Here is a 21,395-nt window from a genome sequence, read left to right on the forward strand (position 1 = left end):
CTCCTCTCCTCTCATCAAGTTGTGAGATTGATTTCACATTCTTTATTATTCTGATCTATTATAACGAAACGAGTACATCTTATCGATGAGACCGCGCTTGAGTCTTTTTTTCATAATCATAGATAGATATCTCAGCCTGTATACTTCCTCGCTACCTGCTCTCCAACAAGCTGACCCGACAACGTTACAATCGGCGTTCCCCCGCCCGGATGTGTCGTTCCTCCGACAAACCATAAGTCCTCAATATCCTTGTGCTTGTTGCCTGGCCGGAAGAAGGTCTGGTTCACCGTGTTGGAGGAAATACCATAGATGCCGCCGCGATAGGCAAGTGTATCTTGCTCGATCTGCTCCGGGTTGTAATGGATGATAACATCGGACTGATCCAGTCCGTCTATGCCTCTTGCTGCCAGTTTATCAAAAATCAGCTCCCGATAGGTGTCTGTATGCTGTTCCCAGCTCCAATTCTCAGACACATACGGCGCATTGGCCAGTATAAATAAGTTACTGCTTCCGTCCGGAGCCATTCCTTGCTCGGAGTAACCAGAATAACACAGATACAGTGTCGGGTCCTGCGCCGCCTGCCGTCTCTGAAAGATATCCGTAAATTCATCCTGATAGACCTCCGGGAAGAACACCGTGTGATGCTGCAGCAGCTCATACTGCTTACGCACGCCGCACAGCGTTACGAACCCAGATAATGAGGGCTCGTAACGAGAGATCACCTTATCATTCATAGACGGGCGATATTGCTCTGGAATAAGCAGGCGGTTCATGCTGAGCACATCTCCGTTTACGACCACGACATCAGCAGCGTATTCCCCCTTGTAACTCTGGACGCCTGCCGCCCTCCCATTTCGGATGCTCAGCTTGCTCACATGCTCTCCGGTATGAATACGCACCCCAAGCTCTTCTGCACGCTTGACCATCCCTGTAATGAGGGAAGAGGTTCCTCCTTCAACACCGTAAATGCCAAGATCGGCTTCGACATGACCCAGCATGGCGAAGATCGAAGGCGTACTGTAAGGAGATGCACCGATGTACGTAGCATACCTCCCCAGCATCATCAGTGTATTCGGATGTTCAAAATATCGACGCAGCAGCGTATCCAGCTTGACGAGCGGCCTTACTCGCAGAAGGCTCTTTAACATAGACATATTGTACTTATCCCTGGGAGTGAGCAGCAGCCGATTCAGAAACTTGTGTTCCGCCTCCGTATACAGCGCTTTGGATTCCTCCATAAACGCCTCGTATCGCAGTGCATCCTTCGAGCTGTAGACAGCCATCTGCTCCTTCATTTGTTCCCGGTCCTGCGTTAAATCCACTATACTGCCATCTGCAAAAACATTGCGTGTACGCGGATCAAGGTTATATAACCGCACGTAGTCTTCCATCGAGACCCCGGACTGTTCAAACACTTGGCGGAACACATGCGACATCGTAATGGTGCTGGGCCCTCGATCAAATGTATAGCCCTGCTCCGTAATTCTCTGAAGCTTGCCGCCCGGATGCTGCTGCCGCTCAAGCACGGTTACATCCATCCCTTCCGATGCTAAACGAATGGCGCAGGACAGCCCTCCGAACCCTGCGCCGATAATGACTGCCTTCTTCTTCATTAGCTGTACCTCCGCCCTTTCCACACATAACCTTTGCCTGTGACTGCGCCGAGCCAGGAAGATATCCCGATCAGAATGACACAGGCGATGCTGACCGGATGCAGAAACATGAGCCACAGCGGCTGGCTGTTCACCTGGTCAGCCACCCGCTTCACACCCATGCCGAGCAGGGTAGCAGCCAATCCATAGCCGATGACTAGAGGATCGCCTGTCAGCATCCCCGTGATCAGACCAATGGGCGGCAGCAGGTACAGCAAGGCATACATGAGCAGCACGAGAGTCAGCAGCCAACCGCTGCGCCCCAGCCCCTCGAACAGGTTCTTCTTATATCCGTTCCATACCTCCCCTGCGTTCTGATACATCCGGGTATGGGTATGCTGATGGATATCAGCCAAGGTTACCGGTTCCCCTGCACGCTTTACTGCCCTGGCCAGCTGCATGTCGTCAAGCAGATCTGCCTTGATCGCGGCATGCCCTCCAGCAAGCTCATAGGTATCCCGATGAATGAACATAAAAGCTCCGGTCGCTGCAACAAATCTGGCGTCACCCGAGCCCCGTACAAGCCGAATCGGAAGATGGCTGATAATGGTGAATTTCATCATCGGTACAACCAGTTTTTCAAACCATGTACCTGTAACCTGTCTCGGGAAGCCCGTAACAAGTCCTGTCCCCTGCTGTACTGCGGTGTTCAGAACCGCCGTTATCGCATGGCGCTCAAGCCTAACATCGGCGTCCATGAACAGCCACCATGTCCCGGAAGCCTGTTCAGCAAGCTGATGACATGCATGGGATTTGCCCATCCACCCAGGCGCAAGCTCCCTGCCATCTATAATGCGGAGCCGCGAATCCTGTGCAGCTATCTCTTCCAAAATACGCCCGGTGGCATCTTCTGACCGGTCATTGAGGACAAGCACTTCCAGCTGGATGCCCTCTGTATCCGCTGCAAGTACACTTGTCAGGCAGTCTCCGATATGCAGCTCTTCATTACGGGCCGGGATCAGGATCGAGACCTTGACCACATCAGAAGCCCTTCCGTTCACATCGCTCAATTCCTTTATGGAGCCCGCTGTGATTGTACCTTTAGAGCCGCGTAACGCAGAGGAGCTCCCTGCATCGCCAAGACGCGGAAGCTGCCTTTTATTCCATATCGAGAAGGCCAGCTGTACAGTCAAAATGCCGCACAGGATCATGAGCAGATATGCCAGCACATTCATGTCTATTGCTCCCTCCGCTTCACAAACACTTTCTCAAAGCGCTCACTCGTTGATCTCCTGCTGTGTATCAAGGATATGTATTCTACAGGCCGTCCGAGAGGAGCAGCCATGATCTCACGCTTCTGTCTCTCCAGCTGCCCAGTAAGTATCTCCTCCAGCATCCCCGTAATTTCACGGCTGGTGTAATCGGACCAGCTCTCCATAACCGGGTGGCCCGCGGTCAAGAGCGCCTCAGGCTTATCCTGGCTGTACAAGCCGTGTACAAGGGTTACTGGTATCACTGCCGTATTCGGCAAACGCGACAGCAGCAGTCCGACACCGCGCTCGAAGCCAAGCGGACGAACATCCTGATGCCGGATCTCTCCTTGCGGGAAGATCCAGACTCTATGACCTGCAGATAATAGCTCCCGTGTGTAATTCAACGTTTGGCGCACTTCCCCCGTATCGCCTGGGCGTATCGAATAGGCACCCAGCTTCCGAAAGAACGCAAATTTGTGCAGCTGCTCCTCCTCCATCATCATATAGTGCTCACCAGAAGACAGCCGCTGCAGTGCATGATGCACGAGAAGCCCATCCCACCAGGAGCTGTGATTCATGATATAGAGGACAGGCAATCTGGAGTCTGCAGGATCCAGCTGTCCGCGAATACCAACATAGCTGAACCTGCGTGCAAGCAAGTACTTTTCATTGTATATCGAGAACAGCTGGTTAAAGAACCGGGACTTGTTTGCGGACAGCATATTGATGACTCCCCTCTGCTACAAAGATGGCAACAGCCGCAATGATGCTTGAACCGTACAGTCCATCTTGAAGCGCCAGCAGCCCAAACAACAAAATGAACATTTGGTACAGCAGCTTCCCTCTGCGCTGGAGAGACGGATTGTAATCTACCGGAGGCAGCAGCAGGGACAGAATTCCGCCCATGATAAACCAGCTGACAAAATTCGTCCATGGTACGCCATAAAATCCGCCAGCACCCTCCCAGCTCCAAAATTCCCGCTGGTGTGCGACAGGATCCAGCACCAGATCCATTACGCAGGCCCAGGCTCCGGTCTTGAGCGCCCGAACGAGTCTGCTTCTCATACCACGTCCGCCGCCGCTGAGGAGTGCAGCATTGCCTACAACGGCAATCCATGCAAACCCCAGCGTAAATGGCACAGAGAACACATGGAACCCGAATAATCCTGAATAGCTGTAGTCACCAAACGGCCAGCCACTGTGGACTCCCAGCCATTCCACCCCCATTCCGCCTGTCCATATCAGGAAGGCAATGAGCCATACGGCAGGTCTTCTCCACCAGTCAAGAGACTGGTCAGACATTGCCGGATTCAGCTGTCTGCCAAATATGAGATCCATAGAGCACAAGGCATAGAAGACGAGGAATAATCCATTAGAAAAGTTCAAATATTCAGGAACACCAATGGTTAGCAGCAGCACTGCACCAATGCTGTACCATATCCAATAGACGGTCTGGATCATCTTAGGACACCGCTGCTTTATTACGCTTGCCAGAGCGCTTCTTATGCTTGGCCGCAAGCTTAAGGAAGAGCTTCATTTTTCGCTCATCTGTTACAAATGCCCGCTTGGTATACACATCATATTGATTCGCCTCTACCGCATCCAGAATGGAAGCATAGAACGAGGCTGCCAGCTCCACAGCAAAGCCGCTGAGCGGCGGATACGTATTAACATCAGCCAGCCCCTCTTCAAACCACCGGCTTGCGATCTCTTGTAATTCTCGAATGACGGAGATGAATCGTTCATCCACAATCCCCTCTTCAAAATCCTCCATCGTATAACCGTGTCTGACCATCAGTTCCATCGGAATGTATCTGCGGTTACGAGCCTTGTCTTCACCAACATCGCGGACAATATTCACAATCTGCATCGCCTTGCCAAGCGCAATACCTGAAGTCATGGCGGATACACTGTTATCATCGCGAAGCACAGGAAGCAGCATTTCTCCTACCGTGCCTGCTACCAGATAGCAGTAATGCTCCAGCTCCTTCATCGTAGAATAATGCGTTAAAGTCAGGTCCGAGATCTGCCCCTCCATTTGGCGGAAGAAAGGCTCTTTGGTCAGATTCGGGAATTCGCCGAACAGCCAGCGAAGGGCCGGCCATATGAAGTGTCCCTCTGCCTGATCCAGTTCCTTCAAATGATGCTGCAGCTGAAAAATGGAATACGGCGCTTGGTCGGGCTCATCTACACTGTCATCGATCAGACGACAGAAGGCATAGATGACGAAGACCGCTTCCCGTCTTGGGCTGGGCAAACCGCGAAAGGCATGGTAAAACGAAGCAGAGCCCTTCCGTATCATTTCCTCACAGCGTGATATAATCGCTTCATTCATTTATCCCATCTCCTTTATCAACTCGTTTGCACACAGCCTTGCGCCTTGCATGACAATGGGTATTCCACCGCCCGGGTGAACAGAGGCTCCTGCTGCGAACAAGCCTCGAATGTTTGGATACGGCTTGGGTTGAGGCCGATAGACCCCGGATTGAAACAAGACCGGAGCTATGCCGAAGCTGCCGCCGCCGTATAGCCCGTCTCGCTTGGCATCCTCTGGTGTGCGAATCTTCCGCCAGCGGATGGCTTCTCGAAGCCCGGGAAAAGCCTTAATCTCTGCAGCCTCCAGCACTTTATCCGCTATAGCTTCCGCATCTTTCCAATCTTCTATTCCTTCAGCATTGGGCACAGGTATAAGGAAGTAGAGTACGCTGTGACCTTCAGGTGCAGCTGTCTCATCAGCAGCTACCGGATTAAATACATAGAATGAAGGGTTGTCCGGCAATGATCGTTTCAGGAACACTTCCTTCATATTGGATACAAAACGATCCGGCAGAAAGAACTGATGCGCCGTTGCTTCAGGAAATCTCTTCTTTGTCCCCAGATAAACGAGGAGACAGCCGGACGAAGGGGTATACTTTCTTCTACTTCTAATCTCTCCGTTCATGAGCTTCGATATTTCGGGGAAATCCCCGTTATAAACGACGGCGTCATACAAGGCAGGACCTTGAGAGGTTATAACTCCCTTGCATTCCCTGTTCTCCAGAATAAGTGTATCTACTTCCTCGTTCAGTCGAATCTCCACGCCCCGTGCCAGCAGCTCATCCGCCAGCAGAGAAGCAAGGGAAGCGTAGCCGCCTCTTACCATCCAGACCCCGAATTGATGCTCCGCATAGGGCAGCAGGGTGTAGATGCCAGGGGTAGATAACGGCGATCCGCCAATATACAAGCTTTGCAGCGAATAAGCATCCTTGAGCTGCTCGTTATTGAAATAACGGCCCATCGCAGATCTTAAGCTCGTATATGCCCTCATATCCTTCAAGAGCCGAGTGACTTCCCGTGTATAGAAGTCTCTTCTTCTCGGAAAGGGCTGTTCAAGGATCGAACTTACTCCTGATGGGAAGAGCGGGTCCATGTCCTCCATGAAACGCCGAAAGCCGGCGCCTTCTCCCGGGAACACGCGATTAATCTCCTCGATCTGTGCCTCCCGGTCAGACCACTTCGACAGTACCCTGCCATCCTCGAAATAAAACCGATGCATCGGATCACAGCGGATCAGATCCACACGTGATCGGTCAATACCGGCTTCCTCGAGAATGCCGAGCAGCATCTCCGGCAGGAGTACAATCGTAGGTCCTTGATCAATCCGGTAAGGCCCTTCCTCCTCATAAGCGAGGCGCCCTCCTACACGAGCAGCCTTCTCGTAGATCGTCACTTCAAATCCTTGTTTTGTGAGAAGCAGAGCGGTTGTTAATCCTCCAACACCTGAGCCGATAACGGCTATTTTCTTTGTTGTGCTCATGACAATTGTCCCGCTTCCGTAGCTTTGCCCATATAGTTCTTCCTAGGATGCTTCCGCGCATCCGCCTCCTGTATGAGCCTTACACTGATCTTGGCTGATTCAAATATCGTAGGCAGACCGCTGCCGGGATGCGTTCCTCCCCCAACCAGGTAGAGACTGTCCACTTCCTCGAATTGATTATGGGGTCTTAGATACATCATTTGATCAAGCCCATGCGCCAGATTAAATAAGGCTCCATTATAGATATCAAGCTCCTCTTCCCATTGAAGGGGAGTGAAGAATATTTCTTCCTCGATGTGCTCGGACAGCCCCTTCAGCTCAGGAATTTGCTCAAGCCGGTTCATCATCGTCTGCCTGATGTCTTCCCGCTGCGCTTCCCAGTCAATCTCTGCGGTCGTATTCGGAGACGGCATCAGCACGTACAGTGAAGATTTTCCCGGAGGAGCCAGTGTCGGATCCAGCACAGAAGGGTTATGTATATAAATAGAAGGATCCGCGGACAGCGTTTTGTGCACCGTCATCTCATCGACATTCTTCCTATAATCCGCTGCAAAATGGACGGAATGATGCGCCAGATCAATCTTCTTGTTCACACCCAAATAGAGCATCGCGCCTGAACAGGAGTACTTCTTGTTACGAATCTTCTCGGGCGTATACTTCTTCAGTACACCAGGCTCAAACAGATTAAGCATAGACGAGGAAAAATCAGCGTTCAGCACCACATGATCGGCATATACCTTCTGTCCGTCATCCAGCAGCACCCCTGCTGCTCTTCCTCCCTCTACCAGAATCTGCTTCACGGGTCTCGAAGTATGAATCCGGCCGCCGTGCTCCTTGATCACATCCTCCATGGCACGAAACACCTGATTCACACCGCCTTGCGGATGATGAAGCCCGAAATGATGCTCTATATAGGACAGTATCGTAAAGGTACCGGGACAATCCCAAGCAGACATACCTAGATATTTGGCCTGAAAAGTAAATCCCCAGCGAAGACGTTCGTCCTTGAAATAGCGGGATAATCTCCCGTACACGGTATCGTTCAAATGCAAATAAGGCAGTGCCTTGACTGCATCCGATTTAAGATAATCTGTCAGCTTGCCAAAAGGTCTGCGTAACAGCGGCTCTACCTTCTCATATTTAGCCTTCTCATCCTTCATGAATTGAAGATAATTGTCTTCGTCCCCGGGGAACACACGGGCAATCTCCTTAGCGGTCTTCGCTTCATCACTGGAAGGCGCGAACACTTTGTCCCCGAAATGAAGAGTATACAGCGGGTCCAGCTGCTGCATATCCACATAGTCATGGAGCGAACGTCCGACTTGTGTGAACATCTCTTCAATTAAGTGAGGCATCATCAAGAAAGTAGCGCCTCGGTCAAACTTATACTCCCCCAGCGTTAACCTTGCAGAACGCCCCCCGATTACAGGTTGCTTCTCATACACATCTACTTCATAGCCTTGCCCTGATAACAACATTGCTGCTGCCAAACCGCCGGGCCCAGCTCCAATCACAATGGCTTGCTTTTTCTTATGTACAGGCTTCATGTTTTAGGCACACCTTTCTATGTATTTATTAAGATGGGCGGTTATGCTAGACAATATTCATAGACTTTCCAAAATATACTCTCCAAGGATATAACCAATATAAAGGCAATAATAATTATTTACACCGGTAGGTTAATTATTAAACAAAAAAAATAAAAAACTTTTTAGACAGCAAGATTTTTATCTATTTAATGTTTGTATGCAGTTTTAGACTACCAGTAAAATCAACTACCTTATATATATAATGAGGTTATGTGGAGATAAAGTACATTTATTATACACAAACAGAATAACCTTGTCGATGCATCTGGGCCTGCTGATTTGCTTCATCTTCCGTATGTTGGCGTTAATAATGTGCAGGATATAGAAATCATGTTATATGACTCAACATCTCATCTAATATTTTATACTTTTGAAGGGGCGTCTTCATCCATGAACAATCTACATCATCCGCATCATTCGCAGGCATCAAGCTCGGCTGTTCCCAAGAAAAAATTCTCGATAAAAAAGCTCCTGCTCTGGTTTGTTATCCTTAACATACTGTGGCTTGCAGGCGTCATTGTGTACCAAATGAATAAACCTCTGCCTCAAGGTGTATCCTTCGAGGGACCTGTTCACCATGTAGAAAGTGTAGATTTTCTCGCTGACCTGACGTATCCAGATCCCGAAGCGCCGGAGGCGTCCGAACGTCATGAACAACGCATCATTAAGCGGATGGAACAGATTGTTCAAGAGGCTGAACAGTTTCTTGTCATCGATATGTTCCTGTTTAACCATTATGAGCACGCAAATCAGACATTTCCCCAAGTGAGCAAGCGGTTTACCAATCTGCTGATCAAGAAAAAGCAAGCGAATCCTGATATGGATATCGTATTTATTACAGACGAAGTTAACACCAATTACAACTCTCATCCCAACGCCTTGCTGGAACAAATGAAAGCCAGTGGAATCCGGGTAGTGGTAACCAATGTGGATCCGCTCAGGGATTCAACCCCCTTCTACTCTGCTGTATGGCGTACATACTTTCAATGGTTTGGTGAACAGGGAACCGGCTGGCTGCCAAATCTCATGGCCACAAACGGTCCTGATGTGACATTCCGCTCCTATCTCAAGCTGCTAAATGTGAAGGCCAATCACCGCAAGCTTGTAGCCAGTGAACAGACCGCCATCATCGCTTCTGCCAATATTCACGACGCGAGCGTCTATCACTCCAACATCGCCTTTGAGGTCTCAGGTCCGATTATCGGAGATATTCTCAAGACAGAACAGGCTGCCATGGACTTATCCTCTGCAGGCAAGCTTCCCGAGTATACTGCACCAGAGAATGCTGAGTCAGGGCCTATTCGCGTGCGCTATCTGACCGAAGGGAAAATTGCGAAGCATGCCATTTCCTTAATCGAGCAGTCTCAGCCTGGAGATACCCTATGGATGGGGATGTTTTACTTGGCGGACAAAGCGGTGAAGAATGCCCTGCTGGCAGCATCGGAGCGGGGAGCAGAGATACGGATTATACTGGATCCGAACGAGAACGCATTTGGACAGAAGAAGATCGGTATTCCTAACCGCCCTGTTGCCGAAGAGCTGACAGAGAAGTCCAATGGCAGGATCAAGATCAGATGGTATAACACGACCAAGGAGCAATATCATACCAAGCTGCTGTATCTGGAGCGTCAATCTGGAGACCATATGATGCTGGGAGGATCAACCAACTTCACTCCCCGTAATTTAAATGACTACAATCTAGAAAACAATCTATGGATCGAGGCCCCTTCAGACAGCAAAATTGCTGCCGATGTATCTCAATATTTTCATCGCTTATGGAGCAATGAGGACGGTGAATTCACCCTCGATCTATCGGCATATGAGGACCCTACTACGTTCTGGACCGGTATTCTGTACAAGATCCAATATACTCTCGGCTTCACTACTTTTTGATAATCGCTGATCCGATAACCGCTGAATGCTCCTTCGGCGGTTTTTTCCGTATTCTTTATCCTTCAATACATATCCAAACAGAAACAGTTGACATAGAACGTCAATTACAATAGACTAACGATCGTTAGGTAGGTGAATGTTAATGAGCTCAGACAAGATAAAAGAAGCCGCGCTAAGTCAGTTTGCGCTCGAAGGCTATGAAGGGGCCTCTCTCCGCAAAATTGCGGATGAAGTCGGAATCAAGAAGCCGTCAATCTACGCGCATTATAAGAATAAGGACGACCTGTTCATCCATGTCGTGGAGTATGTGTTCCAGCTGGAACGCAGACGAATACTGGCTTATTTTCAGGAGCAGCTCAATAAGCACAGTACGCTTGAGGAATGCCTTCATGGCTTCTTCGATTGGTTTGGGAAAGAATTCGAATCTCAGGACGCCGCCAAGCTGCTCATGCGGGTCAGCTATTTTCCACCGCCATCCCTGAACTATGAGGTTAGTCATATGGTGTATCCGTTTCTGGATGGCCTGGAGAGAGTGCTCGCCAAATTTCTGGTGCGTCAATCTTATGAACGCACACACGCAGCTCAAATCGCCATCAGCTATATGACGCTGGTTGACGGCACGACGGTTGAGCTGCTCTACGGGGGCATGGAGCGTTATCAGAAACGTGTCGAAGCCGCCTGGCCCGTGTTCTGGCATGGGCTTCAACTTTTTCATACAAAGGAGTCATCTTCATGAATCGCAACTGGTTATTTGTCATCCTCGGTGGAGTCATTGAGGTTATTTGGGTCTCGGGCCTAAAGCATGCGGAAACGCCGCTGGAGTGGATTGCTACTGTAGTATCGATTGCCGTGAGCTTCTGGCTTATTATTCAGGCTGCCAAGCGGCTGCCTGTCGGCACGGTATATGCCGTATTTACCGGACTCGGTACCGCAGGTACCGTCATTGCAGAAATGCTCTTATTCGGAGAACCCTTCCGTGTATCCAAAGTACTCTTGATCGCCCTATTGCTGGCCGGTGTAGTTGGACTCAAGCTGGTAACGGATCAATCGTCGAAGCAAGAAACGAAAGGAGGTCTGACCTAAATGGCATGGGCAGCAGTTATTTTTGCAGGTCTGAGTGAAATACTGGGTGTTATCGGGATCAAAGGAATGTCCTCCGGTAAGGGGAAAAAGTACTTCCTGCTGATGGGCATAAGCTTCCTGGTGAGCTTCTCTCTCCTCTCCTATGCAATGCAGTCTTTATCTATGGGTACGGCTTATGCTGTATGGACTGGAATTGGCACCGTCGGAAGTACCATTGTTGGAATGTTCATTTTTGGGGAACCTAAAGAAGCGAAGCGCGTATTGTTTATTGCAATGATCTTGTGCTCCGCTGTCGGACTAAAGCTGATCGGATAAGAATCAGTGATAGACAAGGGCGTTACAGGAGAAATTTCCTGATGCACCCTTGTCTTTTTTTGATTACTCATGGTGAGGTCGATACATATTTAAAAAGTTGTTTCTCCTGTTTTTTTAAGATATAATTTTTCTGACCCATTAGTCAGATTAAGAACCGGAGAGTTCTGAAAAGAGGTGATCCAGGTATTGTCGAACTCAACCACGGATAAGAAAAAACATATTCTAATCGCTGCACTGCAGCTATTTTCTACGAAAGGCCCTGCTGCAACGTCTATGCAGGAGATCGCTGAGCTGTGCGGCATTTCCAAAGGGACACTGTATCTCCACTACAAATCCAAGGAAGAGCTTCAGGAAAGCGTGGTCAGCTACTGTATTCAAACGATCTACGACAAGATTGCCGTTGTGGAACGGGAACGCGAGCTGCCTCCACGCGATAAGCTGCGCAGACAAATTGAAATTCTGCTGGAAAATTTCCTGGAACTCAGAGAGTTCTTCATTGCTCAGATGCTGGATATGGCGAACCAGGGAGATAAGGGATTTCCTCTGGAGAAATGGCCCGAGGGCATGCTCGCCCACGCCATGAAGTTGTTCAGCCAGAAGATGGTCGATATATATGGTCCAGAAGTGCTTCCTTACTCGGTTGATCTTGCGCTTCAGCTTCACAGTATGATGGGATCTTACTTGAAGCTGATTGTGACGGAGCTGTTATCCATTCATCTTCACCGGATGGCCGAGTATTTGGTTGAAACGCTGGATATTATTGCTGAGGCCAAAATTCGCGATCAGCGTGAGCCTTTTATTCCAAAAGATTTATGGCTTCCGTGGGTGGAAGAAAATCTCCACAAATACGACTCCAAAAAACACCCTCTGTTCCTCATCAAGGAAATCAGGCATGCGGTTCGGAGCAGCGTAGTACTGGAGGAGCGCCTGCGTGAGGACACGCTTGATTCGCTTTCTATACTGGAAGACGAGTTCTTCGAGCTTAAGCCCAGACGTGCCATTATTCTCGGCATGATTGCCAATCTGAAGCAGGTAACAGTCGTTCAAGAGCTTGTCCAAGAGCTCCAGCAAGTGTTCGATATGTATTTGAAGTGGAGAGACTAGAAACATGCTTACAACTTTGTGCTAAAGAGAGAGGAGAAGAAACTTAAGAATGAAAGGGTTTATTAATTTCTCGCTAAAAAACAAATTAGCGATTTGGATTCTGACGATCATCCTGATCTTCACCGGCTTGTACAGCGGTCTCACGATGAAGCAGGAAACGATACCGAATATCAACGTACCGTTCCTGAGTGTCAATGCCGTATATCCAGGTGCAGCCCCTGAGGCTGTCGTCGAAGAAGTAACCAAGCCGCTTGAAGAAACACTCCGTAATGTTGAGGGGATCAAGAATATAACATCAACCTCTATGGAGAATGTTGCTTCTGTTAATATTGAATTCGATTATGGAACCAATCTGGATAATGCAACTGCTGCTGTGCGCGAGGTGCTGAATGATGTTCAGCTTCCAGACGATGCGCAGAAGCCAAGCATTTCCAAGTTCAGCATTAACTCCTTCCCTGTTGCTTCCATTAGCTTATCTGGAAAGAACGGAGAATCATTGGAGGATTTGACTCGTATTGCCGAGAATGACATCGCCCCTGCCTTTGAGGACGTGGATGGCGTTGCTTCCGTTCAAATCTCGGGTCAATTTGCGAGAGAAGTAACACTGAATTTCGATGATGCTAAGATGGCAGAGCTTGGACTTACCCAAGAAACGGTGCAAAATATCGTTCAAGCTTCGTCTATGCGCGCTCCTCTCGGACTCTTTAACCTGGATGATGCCGAGAAGGCTGTCGTTGTAGACGGCAACATCATTAGTATCGAGGATTTGGAGAACATTGAAATTCCAGCTGTTCCTAGTGGTGCCGGAGCTGGTGCAGGCGCTGACGCGGGCGCTGGTGCTGGTGCTGACGCAGGCGCGGGTGCTGACGCAGGCGCGGGTGCGGGTGCTGAAGCAGGTGCGGGCGCGGGTGCGGGTGCCGCAGCTGGAATACCTACGGTTAAGCTTAGCGAAATTGCTGATATTGAAGTTATTGGTCAGGCCGAGTCGATCTCTCGTACTAACGGCGCAGAATCCCTTGGTTTCGCCATCGTAAAAGCGAATGATGCCAATACTGTTGATGTAGTCAATGGCGTTAAGGACGCTTCTGCAGACCTTGAAGGACTGTACGATAACATCAACCTGGATCTTCTGCTTGACCAGGGCCAACCGATTGAGGATTCCGTTCATACGATGCTCTCCAAAGCATTGTACGGTGCACTCTTTGCGATCATCATTATTCTGATCTTCCTGCGCGACTGGCGTTCAACGCTGATCTCCGTCATTTCCATCCCGCTGTCTCTGCTTATTGCACTTACAGTACTGAACTTGATGGATATCACGCTTAATGTCATGACGCTGGGTGCGATGACTGTAGCGATCGGCCGGGTTGTCGATGACTCCATTGTCGTTATCGAGAATATATATCGACGGTTGGCGCATTCCGGTGAGAAGCTGAAAGGTCGTGAATTGATCCTCTCCGCAACTCGTGAAATGTTCGTACCGATCATGTCTTCAACGATTGTTACGATTGCCGTATTCCTTCCGCTTGCCCTTGTCAGCGGTATGGTCGGCGAATTGTTTATGCCGTTTGCACTGACGATGGTATTTGCCTTGCTGGCTTCCTTGGTCGTGGCGATCACGATCGTTCCGGCAATGGCACATTCCCTCTTCAGAGGCGGAATTAAGAATAAAGTTAATCATGATGAGAAGCCAGGCAAGATGGCTGGCGGATATAAGAAGATTCTGAATTGGACGCTGAACCATAAGTCCATTACCATTATTGCAGCTGTACTCCTACTGGTAGGCAGCTTGTTCCTGACCCGCTTCATTGGTACCAGCTTCATCCCTGAACAAGGTACCAACTATACACTGGTAACCTACAGCCCAGAGCCGGGTGCAACACAGGAAACCGTTGAAGAGCGTACGCTTGAAGTCGAAGAATTCATCCTGAATTCTGAAGGCGTGGAGAGCATGCAATATTCAGTAGGCGGCGGTAACCCGATGGCAGCGATGGGCGGATCGTCCAACTCCGGTCTCTTCTACCTGATCTTTGAAGATGGCGTAAGCGTATCTGAAGCGACAGAACCGATCATCGAAGGACTTCAAGAGCGTGTGCCAGAAGGTGAATGGTCCACTCTTGATATGGCAGCCGGCATGGGTGGAAACACACTGACCGTCAGCATCTTCGGTGACGATGTGGAACAGATCAAGCCTGTGGCTGATGACATTCTCGAAGTCGTTAAGGCAGATACCGAGAACTTCGAAAAAGCAGAATCCACGCTTGAAGAAGGCTATGATCAATATACACTTGTAGCTGATCAGCAAAAACTGAGCTCCCTAGGCCTGACAGCAGGTCAGCTGGCCATGGCGCTTGCTCCGCAAAATGAGCGTCCGGTCCTAACGGAAGTTGAAGTTGATGGCAAGAACTATAATGTGTATATCGAAACAGAAGAGAAGCAATATGCAAGCATTACTGAAATTGAAGAAGAAACCCTGACTTCCCCACTTGGAATTGAGGTTCCAATCGGAGAAGTGGCTACTGTAGAAGAAGGAACCGCTCCAGCATCCATTATGCAAATTGATGGAGAAACCGTGGTACAGGTAACAGCAAACATCCTGTCCGCTGATGTAGGTTCTGCTTCAAGTACAGTCGAAGAAGCAGTGAACAACATGGAGCTGCCTGAAGGCGTTCATGTCGAATTCGGCGGTGTCACTGAGCAGATTAATGAGACCTTCTCACAGCTTGGCCTTGCCATGCTGGCGGCAATTGCCATTGTTTATTTCGTACTCGTCGTAACCTTCGGCGGAGGTCTTGCTCCATTTGCAATCCTGTTCTCCCTGCCGTTCACCGTAATTGGTGCGCTTGTCGGATTGCTTATTACAGGCGAGACACTCAATGTATCGTCCCTCATGGGCGGACTGATGCTGATTGGTATCGTAGTCACGAACGCGATCGTCTTGATCGACCGTGTTATTCATAAAGAAAAAGAAGGAATGTCTACTAGAGAAGCCTTGCTTGAAGCGGGAACTACCCGTCTTCGTCCGATCCTGATGACCGCACTTGCGACCATCGGTGCGCTTCTGCCGCTCGTCTTCGGATGGGAAAACAGCGCAGGTATTATCTCTAAAGGACTTGGTGTTACAGTAATCGGCGGTCTGATCAGCTCCACCTTGCTGACACTTGTCATCGTGCCGATTGTGTATGAAATTCTGTCCAAGTTCAAGAAGAAACGGATTGAGGATTAATGAGCCGATGAGCTTGATCTAAGCTGTCCATTCTAGAACAAGCCCATACAGCCTTATGAACTATCAATCTGTTATGTAAGCTCCAAGAAACAGGGTCTCCTCTGTTTCTTGGAGCTTTTTTATATAAGAGTATAATGTAATAAGGGAAGAAAGAAGCGTTCCGCAGAACGAGAAGTCGACTATATCAGCCTGATTTCGAGGCTCGGCACAAGGAGGAAGAGAAAACATGAAGGATATGTATCGAAACGGCGTGGTGACCACCGTTACGCTGAACGCGGCACTGGACAAGGTGTACACCGTGCCGCAATATGCCCTTGACCGCGTGCATCGCATCGGCAGCGCGGTCACCGTACCGGGCGGCAAGGGCATCAATGCCGCCCGGGTACTGCGCGCGCTCTCCGTTCCGGTGCGCGTGGCCGCATTTGTTGCCGGACACACAGGCCGGCAACTGCTGGATCTGCTGCAGGCCGAAGGGATTGCAGCAGACCCCGTGGCAGCCGCGGCCGGAGAAACGCGGCTTGCCATCACGGTGCTCGACCCTGTGGCGAGCACCCAGACCGAGCTCATCGAGGCGGGGCCCTGTATCGCCGGCGATGAGCTTGCGGCGATGCGCCGCAAGGTAGAGACCCTGGCGCGGGACTCCGCCTGGGTCGTCTTCTCGGGCAGCCTGCCGGAGGGCTGCCCGCCCGGTACCTACGCCGAGCTGATTCAGCTGGCGAAGGCGCAGGGTGCGCGCACCGCGCTCGATGCGAGCGGTGCGGCACTGGCGGCAGGCCTAGCGGGCCGCCCGGATCTTGTGAAGCCGAACGCCGATGAAGCGGCCCAATTCGCCGGTATGCCGGTAACAAGCCCGGACACGGCCATCCTCGCAGCAAGCATGCTAGTTCAGGCCGGAGCAGGACTCGCCGTTGTCTCGCTCGGTGCAGAGGGCGCTCTTGCTGCTACACAAGAGGCAGCATATCGCATCACGATTCCACACGTACACATCGTCAGTCCGCTTGGCAGCGGGGATGCCATGGTCGCAGGACTGGTTGCTGCTTCCCTTCAGCATGAAGGTGATCTACCTGCTGTTCTGAAGCATGGAGCGGCCTGCGGTACAGCAGCGGCCCTGCATAAGATGGCAGGCGTCGTAACACCAGCCGATGTGGAAGCATTGGAACGGCAGATCAAAGTTCAGCTCATTTCGCACTAAGTGCCCCTATTTTGATAGGAGAGGCTTATGCTAGATTTCTATCTGTGAACAAGGTAAGATCATATTCCATATCCCTTGCGACGGTAAGGGCTGCATCAATGCCAAGCATCTTCTCAACGAGATACAAGGCCATCGGGATACCGGTCGAGATTCCGCCTGAAGTGATGATCTTTCCGTCCTCCACATATTTGACGCGATCTTCAATATGAATATCCTGGTCCTGGTACGTCATGCGCATCCGCTCCAAGCTCGCTTGACCTGTGGTTGCGCGTTTGCCAGTCAGGAGGCCTGCTTCGGCAAGAACAAATGCCCCTGTGCATACGGAGGCCACCCAGCTCGCCTTCGTGGTCTGCTGGCGAATCCATTCAAGAATCTTACCATTCTGCGCCAGCTTGCGCGTGCCATAGCCTCCAGGAACAATCAAAATATCGTATTCAGGTGCTGCCTCGAGACTGTAATCTGCCATAACCTTGAGTCCGTTCCGAGTTGCAACCTGTCCCCCATGCTCCGAGATCGTCGTCACATGGAATGGCTCCAGCAAGTAATCTTGTCCGCTCCCCTTCGTCGTAGCGACCAGAGAGAACACCTCAAGCGGCCCTGCAAAATCGAGCAGCTCTACATCATCAAATATTAGAATGCCTACTTGTATCGGATTCACAGTCACACTTCCACTCCTCATAAATGAAAATCCTTGTCTATAAATGAACGGGCATTGTATGCTATGGTAATATTATAGATTGATTTTTACAAAGCGTATAATATTATTCGTTAAAGGAAGGTGGATCTGGAATGGAACTTCTGCAAGATCCTTTTGGCCGGATTCACGATTATATACGAATCTCGGTTACGGACCGCTGTAATTTACGCTGTGTTTATTGCATGCCTGAGGAAGGTATGGAATTCGCGCCTCATGAGGACATTATGACTTTTGAAGAAATTACGCAAATCCTGAAGGTGCTTGCACCCATGGGACTTCGTAAAGTCCGATTGACTGGCGGTGAACCCATGGTACGCAAAGATTTGGATAAGCTGGTCGCCATGATATCGGCAATTGACGGGATCGAGGATATCGCCCTCACAACCAACGCTATTTTTCTGGAGAAAAAGGCTCAGCTGCTGAAGGATGCCGGTCTGACCCGAATTAATATTAGTCTCGATTCCTTGCGCAAGGATCGCTTCTCCATGATTACACGCGGCGGTGACGTGAACAAAGTCCTTCTCGGCATTGAAGCTGCCCAAGCGGCTGGGCTGGATCCCATCAAGCTGAATGTCGTACTAATGAAGGGCATCAATGACGACGAGATCAAGGATTTCATTGCGCTGACCAAGGACGCTCCACTTCATGTCAGATTTATAGAATATATGCCGATAGGTCATGCCAATGATTCATGGCGCAAATCTTACCTCCCGCTGTCTACGGTGCTGAATGCCTGTACCGAAGCAGGCTGGGAAGTTGAGGACACGTCCGGTCCGAACGGTAACGGCCCCTCCGAATATCGCAAACTTCGAGGAGCCCAGGGCACCTTCGGCCTGATCCACCCTGTCAGTGATCACTTCTGTGATAACTGCAACCGGCTGCGTATAACAGCAGATGGTCATATCAAAGCCTGTCTCTACTGGTCTGATGAATATAATGTCCGTAAGGTGGCCGGAGATCCAGCGGCGACAGCGGCGTTATTCCTGAAGGCCCTGGGCAATAAGCCGAAGAACCACGAGATGGCGCTCGCCCTCGAGCAGCAGGCACAGAGTCATACACCGACCGTTCGACGAATGTCCCAAATTGGCGGATAAATAGAGCAAGGGATGGTCTCAAGTGACCATCCCCTTTTTTCTGATCCAACCCCTGACTTGCCAAGCAGATACCAGAGAGATCCAACTGAATTCTCAATGGTTGCAGCCGCCTCAGACAATCTTGTATAGCATGTACAACGCGAGCAATGCCATTGTCATAGAGGAAGCTTTATTCATATAAAAGGATATCTTCCCACTCTCATCCCATCTGCCCATGAGTCTCCCCGCTGCAGACAGCAGAATGAACCATAACCACGAAACAAGAATCGTTACGATCGTAAACGTAACCCGCTCAGTTCCCTCATACTCTAGAGAATTCGTACCGATCACTCCCAGAATATCTATAATGGCATGCGGATTAAGAACAGATACGGACAGCGCAAAGAGAATTTGTCTGCTCAGGGACAAGGCTCTTCTCTCGGCCCCCTGCCTGCTGTCTGCCCGCCATAGTGTCCAGGCCATGTATAACAGAAACACGCAGCCCCCAATATAAATGAACGCAGTGAGCCCCTCTCGTCCCGCCAAGATGACGGACAAGCCTCCAACCGATAGAAGAATAAGGAGGGTATCGCATATTGCCGCCGTGATGACCGAAGGCAGAGCGTAGATCCATTTCGGCTGGGTTGCTCCCTGGTTAAAGATGAATAAGTTCTGTGCTCCCAGCGGCAATATAAGCCCAAATGCCAATAGCACCGCATGGATAATGACTTCCTGCATCATTTTAAATGTTCTCCTGCCCTTCTCTTATCTGATTCTCATTCATCCTACAGCATCACTGCTGAATTGTACCCAGCCATTTGGTTGATGCTATACCCAGCCAAGTGATATAGTTACACATCATATGACCAAAAGGAGTCTGCTTCCTCATGAGATCACAGGAAATCCATTGGCAGCCCGATCCTGAGCTGTCCATCCCGCTGTATCAGCAGATTGAGCAATATATTAAAGATAAGATCATGCAGGGTGAGTGGACCAAGGGTATGCGGCTCCCTTCTCAAAGAGCATTGGCCGTATCCTTCAAGGTCAATCGGAGTACCATTATTGCGGCCCTGGATGAGCTTCGAGCCGGCGGTTTCATCGAAGGAAATTATGGTGGAGGGACGATTGTATCACGGGCAGGCTGGAATGGGATGCCTGTAACGGTTCCAGATTGGGAGGATTACGCTGAGAGCGGAACACATTACCCTAACCTTCCTGAGGTTCAGGAAATTAACGACAGCGAATTTAGCACAACCATGAACCGGCTCGGCACAGGGGAATTATCACCTGAGCTTCTTCCGAATGCTGAATTCAGCTCCATCTATGCAGAGTTAGCCAGACGACAGGCTCATCACCTGGGATATCTTGAACCACAAGGCTCCCCAGGTCTCCGCGACGCGATATCCACTCATTTGGCGACACAGGGCATCTCTGCTTCTCCTGATTCCATTCTCATCGTGTCCGGATCTATTCAAGCGATGCAGCTCATCGCGATTGGACTTCTGCCAAGGAATGCTTCCATCCTGGTTGAGAAGCCCTCCTATCTGTACTCTATCCATCCTTTTCAGTCAGCAGGTGTACGTATGATTGGCATGCCGATGGACCATGAAGGCTTGAGAGCAGATCGTGTGCAGCATTATGTGCAGCAATATCAACCTTCCCTGCTCTATACGATTCCCTCCTTCCAAAACCCGACTGGAACGGTGATGAGCGCGGCTAGACGCAGCCAATTAATGAATACGGCCCAGAATACGGGGTTACCTATATTGGAGGACAGCGCCTATAGCGAGTTATGGTTTGATACAATGCCTCCCCCTCCCCTCAAAGCGCTTGATCCCGGCGGTTATGTCCTTCATCTGGGAACACTGTCCAAGACCGTGAGCCCAGGGCTGCGAATCGGATGGGTCACGGGTCCTTTGCCCGTTATTAAACGTTTGGCCGATCTAAAAATGCAAACCGACTATGGGGCAAGCAGTCTGGCCCAGGATGCTGCCGAGCTGTGGCTTAGGGAAGGATATCATGATGTCCATTTACATCGGATTCGACTGGCGCTCCAGCATAGACGTGACTATGTTCTTGAGCTATTGCAGCGACACTTCGCAGGCTTGGCAGAGTGGAATGTTCCCCAGGGAGGATTTTATATGTGGATCAGGCTCAGCAGCGGCATCCGTTCAGACAAGCTGTTCCGCAGAGCGCTCGCTGAGCGGATACTTATCAATCCCGGAAATATATATGACCGAATGGAGCAGGATTATATCCGCTTGTCCTACGCCTTTGCATCGCTCTCCGAACTCCAAGTCGGAATCGTAACGCTGGCCGGAATTATGCGTGAGCTTGCTGTATCCTGATGGAGCTGTTGCGATTTATTGGCTTTCGAAATTGTAGCTGCTTGCTATTCACCCGTTATAAATTTTAAAATAGGGGGTGAATCCATTTCACAACTCATCACGAAGTTGAATCTGAAACCTGATATGCTCGTAATTAAAAGCATCTTAACGGTTTTTATGAAATTGATTCCGTGTAATATGAATTATGGTGTTCGCCTCTTAAGCTGAGCAATCTGGCTGAATTCCAAGCAAAAC

18 protein-coding genes are annotated in these 21,395 nt (G+C 50.0%); 9 read left to right on the forward strand and 9 right to left on the reverse strand.

Annotation, left to right across the window (positions count from 1 at the left end):
- Nucleotides 1-131 precede the first annotated feature (131 nt).
- Genes TCA2_RS14925 through TCA2_RS14955 form a run of 7 tightly spaced genes read right to left on the reverse strand, consistent with a single transcriptional unit; the run spans nucleotide 132 to nucleotide 8,188 of the window.
- Complete coding sequence (locus TCA2_RS14925; RefSeq protein WP_047912413.1) at nucleotides 132-1,613, reverse strand: NAD(P)/FAD-dependent oxidoreductase; 1,482 nt, start codon at nucleotides 1,611-1,613, stop codon at nucleotides 132-134.
- A complete protein-coding gene (locus TCA2_RS14930) occupies nucleotides 1,613-2,827 on the reverse strand; it encodes a glycosyltransferase family 2 protein (RefSeq protein WP_052512040.1) in 1,215 nt (404 codons plus the stop codon). Before TCA2_RS14930 ends, TCA2_RS14925 begins: the two co-directional genes overlap by 1 nt.
- 2 nt (nucleotides 2,828-2,829) lie before the next feature.
- Complete coding sequence (locus tag TCA2_RS14935) at nucleotides 2,830-3,567, reverse strand: lysophospholipid acyltransferase family protein (RefSeq protein ID WP_047912414.1); 738 nt, start codon at nucleotides 3,565-3,567, stop codon at nucleotides 2,830-2,832.
- Nucleotides 3,536-4,306 carry a carotenoid biosynthesis protein gene (locus TCA2_RS14940; protein WP_047912415.1) on the reverse strand — a complete coding sequence of 257 codons (771 nt, stop codon included), beginning with the start codon at nucleotides 4,304-4,306 and terminating at the stop codon, nucleotides 3,536-3,538. Before TCA2_RS14940 ends, TCA2_RS14935 begins: the two co-directional genes overlap by 32 nt.
- Nucleotide 4,307: 1 nt before the next feature.
- Complete coding sequence (locus tag TCA2_RS14945; RefSeq protein WP_047912416.1) at nucleotides 4,308-5,180, reverse strand: phytoene/squalene synthase family protein; 873 nt, start codon at nucleotides 5,178-5,180, stop codon at nucleotides 4,308-4,310.
- Entirely contained in the window at nucleotides 5,181-6,641 is a 1,461-nt protein-coding gene (locus tag TCA2_RS14950; RefSeq protein ID WP_047912417.1) for an NAD(P)/FAD-dependent oxidoreductase, read from the reverse strand.
- Nucleotides 6,638-8,188, reverse strand: coding sequence for an NAD(P)/FAD-dependent oxidoreductase (locus tag TCA2_RS14955; protein WP_047912418.1), 1,551 nt, complete (start codon nucleotides 8,186-8,188; stop codon nucleotides 6,638-6,640). The genes TCA2_RS14950 and TCA2_RS14955 overlap by 4 nt, the downstream gene beginning before the upstream one ends.
- A 432-nt stretch (nucleotides 8,189-8,620) precedes the next feature.
- On the opposite strand from TCA2_RS14955, the gene TCA2_RS14960 reads away from it, so the two are divergent.
- From TCA2_RS14960 to TCA2_RS14990, 7 genes are all read left to right on the forward strand, one after another.
- Complete coding sequence (locus tag TCA2_RS14960) at nucleotides 8,621-10,123, forward strand: phospholipase D family protein (RefSeq protein WP_047912419.1); 1,503 nt, start codon at nucleotides 8,621-8,623, stop codon at nucleotides 10,121-10,123.
- Between the two features lie 142 nt (nucleotides 10,124-10,265).
- Nucleotides 10,266-10,859, forward strand: coding sequence for a TetR/AcrR family transcriptional regulator (locus TCA2_RS14965; RefSeq protein ID WP_047912420.1), 594 nt, complete (start codon nucleotides 10,266-10,268; stop codon nucleotides 10,857-10,859).
- Complete coding sequence (locus tag TCA2_RS14970; protein WP_047912421.1) at nucleotides 10,856-11,206, forward strand: multidrug efflux SMR transporter; 351 nt, start codon at nucleotides 10,856-10,858, stop codon at nucleotides 11,204-11,206. Before TCA2_RS14965 ends, TCA2_RS14970 begins: the two co-directional genes overlap by 4 nt.
- A complete protein-coding gene (locus tag TCA2_RS14975; RefSeq protein ID WP_047912422.1) occupies nucleotides 11,207-11,521 on the forward strand; it encodes a multidrug efflux SMR transporter in 315 nt (104 codons plus the stop codon).
- Between the two features lie 186 nt (nucleotides 11,522-11,707).
- Nucleotides 11,708-12,625, forward strand: coding sequence for a TetR/AcrR family transcriptional regulator (locus TCA2_RS14980; RefSeq protein WP_047912423.1), 918 nt, complete (start codon nucleotides 11,708-11,710; stop codon nucleotides 12,623-12,625).
- Nucleotides 12,626-12,674: 49 nt separating this feature from the next.
- Nucleotides 12,675-15,851, forward strand: a complete 3,177-nt coding sequence (locus tag TCA2_RS14985; protein ID WP_047912424.1) for an efflux RND transporter permease subunit — start codon at nucleotides 12,675-12,677, stop codon at nucleotides 15,849-15,851.
- 226 nt (nucleotides 15,852-16,077) lie between these two features.
- Complete coding sequence (locus TCA2_RS14990; RefSeq protein ID WP_238546406.1) at nucleotides 16,078-17,043, forward strand: 1-phosphofructokinase family hexose kinase; 966 nt, start codon at nucleotides 16,078-16,080, stop codon at nucleotides 17,041-17,043.
- Nucleotides 17,044-17,068: 25 nt separating this feature from the next.
- Here TCA2_RS14990 and TCA2_RS14995 read toward each other — a convergent pair whose 3' ends face one another.
- Nucleotides 17,069-17,707: a DJ-1/PfpI family protein gene (locus TCA2_RS14995; protein WP_370510358.1), complete on the reverse strand. Its 639-nt coding sequence runs from the start codon at nucleotides 17,705-17,707 to the stop codon at nucleotides 17,069-17,071.
- 125 nt (nucleotides 17,708-17,832) lie between these two features.
- On the opposite strand from TCA2_RS14995, the gene moaA reads away from it, so the two are divergent.
- Entirely contained in the window at nucleotides 17,833-18,834 is a 1,002-nt protein-coding gene (moaA, locus tag TCA2_RS15000; RefSeq protein WP_047912426.1) for a GTP 3',8-cyclase MoaA, read from the forward strand.
- A 111-nt stretch (nucleotides 18,835-18,945) separates the two neighbouring features.
- On the opposite strand, the gene TCA2_RS15005 is transcribed toward moaA, so the two are convergent.
- The gene (locus tag TCA2_RS15005; RefSeq protein WP_047912524.1) at nucleotides 18,946-19,551 is read right to left on the reverse strand and encodes a LysE/ArgO family amino acid transporter; all 606 of its coding nucleotides are present in this window, start codon (nucleotides 19,549-19,551) and stop codon (nucleotides 18,946-18,948) included.
- A 149-nt stretch (nucleotides 19,552-19,700) separates the two neighbouring features.
- Between TCA2_RS15005 and TCA2_RS15010 the strand changes: the two genes are divergently transcribed.
- Entirely contained in the window at nucleotides 19,701-21,161 is a 1,461-nt protein-coding gene (locus TCA2_RS15010) for a PLP-dependent aminotransferase family protein (protein ID WP_047912427.1), read from the forward strand.
- The last annotated feature ends 234 nt before the right edge of the window (nucleotides 21,162-21,395 follow it).

This window comes from Paenibacillus sp. TCA20 (assembly GCF_000732325.1).
In the GTDB taxonomy this organism is placed as follows: Bacteria; Bacillota; Bacilli; order Paenibacillales; family Paenibacillaceae; genus Paenibacillus; species Paenibacillus urinalis.